Source organism: Streptomyces sp. NPDC000410 (assembly GCF_040300305.1).
Lineage (GTDB): Bacteria > Actinomycetota > Actinomycetes > Streptomycetales > Streptomycetaceae > Streptomyces.
Genome location: NZ_JBEPDM010000127.1, coordinates 1 through 1,842, shown reverse-complemented (window position 1 = coordinate 1,842; position 1,842 = coordinate 1). Strand labels below are relative to the sequence as shown.

General features: G+C 69.5%; 1 protein-coding gene. It reads right to left on the bottom strand.

What is annotated here, in order from left to right; genetic code table 11:
* Window positions 1-1,812: condensation domain-containing protein (locus ABT342_RS38030; RefSeq protein ID WP_351584177.1), on the bottom strand; the 1,812-nt coding region annotated here is incomplete at its 3' end.
* Between the last annotated feature and the right edge of the window lie 30 nt (window positions 1,813-1,842).

The window sequence follows — 1,842 nt, the reverse complement described above, 5'->3', positions numbered from 1 at the left end:
CACCGCCGACACCTCAGCCACCGTGTCATTCCACTCCACCAACACCCGACGCCGCTCCACCTCACCCAACACATCCACCGCACCCACCCGCACCAGCGGATCAGCAGTCACCGCATCCACCACCAACGCCAAACGCTCAGCCAACCGCCCAGCACTCTCAACATCGAACAGATCCGCCGCAACAATCACCACACCCCGCAGCCCCGCCGGCCTCCCCTCCGCGTCGAACACCTCCCCCACGCTCACATCCAGGTCGAACTTCGCGACCGATTCCCCGACCGGCATCGCCCCAGCACGCGTTCCCGGCAGATCCACCGCCGCCTCGGCGTTGTTCTGCACGGTGAGCATCACCTGGAAGAGCGGATGCCGCGACAGCGAGCGCGTCGGGGCGAGCTCCTCCACCAGGCGCTCGAACGGCACATCCTGATGCGCGAACGCCGAGAGACCGGTCTCACGCACGCGCGCCAGCAACTCACGGAACGTGGGATCGCCCGACAGATCGGTCCTCAGGACCAAGGTGTTGATGAAGAACCCGACCAGGTCGTCCAGCGCCTCATCGGTACGACCGGCGACCGCCGACCCGATCGGAATGTCGTTCCCCGCACCCAGCCGGGACAGCAGCACCGCGAGCGCGGCCTGCAACACCATGAACACCGTCACGCCCTCGGCACGCGCCATCTCCGCCAGCCGCGCGTGGACCTCTGCCGGAATGTCGAATCGGGCTTCGTGGCCTCGATAGCCGGCCACCGCCGGGCGCGGCCGGTCGAACGGCAGCTCCAGCTCCTCAGGCACTCCGGCCAATGCCTGGCGCCAGTAGCTGACTTGACGAGACAGGAGACCTTCCGGGTCGTCCTCGGCACCCAGCAGCTCACGCTGCCACAGCGCGTAGTCGGCGTACTGCACCGGCAACGGCTCCCACTGCGGAGTCCGGCCCGCGGACCGCGCCGCGTATGCGACAGATACGTCCCGGGCGAGCGGGCCCGTGGACCAGCCGTCGCCTGCGATGTGGTGCACGACCACGACCAGCACATGCTCGTCCGGTCCGGCCGTGAACAACCAGGCCCGGAACGGCACTTCTGCGGCAAGGTCGAAGGCATACCCCTGCGCAGCGGCGACCGCGCCAGCCAGCTCCTCCGGCGCCACCTCCACCGTCCGCAGCTCCCACTCCAGGTTCTGGGCGGCCACAACACGCTGATACGGCTCACCGTCAGCCACCGCGAACACCGTCCGCAGCACCTCGTGCCTGCCCATGACGTCCCGCAGCGCCGCATCCAGTGCCGACCGGTTCACCTGGCCGGTCAGTCGTACCGCGACCGGGATGTTGTACGTCGCGCTCGGGCCTTCCAGCTGGCCGAGGAACCACAGGCGGCGCTGCGCGAACGACAGCGGCACCCGCTCCGGGCGAACCGCGGCCGCCGCCAGGGCGGTCCGGGCCTCGTTCGCCTGAGCCAGTCGGGCTGCGAGCCCGGCGACCGTCGGCGTCTCGAACAACGCACGGATCTCGACCTCGACACCGAGCACCGCCCGGATCCGGCTCACCAACCGCACCGCCAACAGCGACTGCCCACCCAGCGCGAAGAAGTCGTCATCAACACCGACGCTCTCCAGGCCCAACACCTGAGCGAAGGCCCCGCACAGCAACTCCTCCTGCGCGTTGGCCGGCCCTCGGCCCTCGCCTGCCTCGTACGCGGGGACAGGGAGCGCCTTGCGGTCGAGCTTCCCGTTCCGTGTCAGCGGCAGCTCGTCCAGGACCACGACTGCCGACGGCACCATGTACTCCGGCAGGCGCGCCGCCACGAACTCCCGCAACACCCCCGACACCTCGCCCCGAACAACACCGGC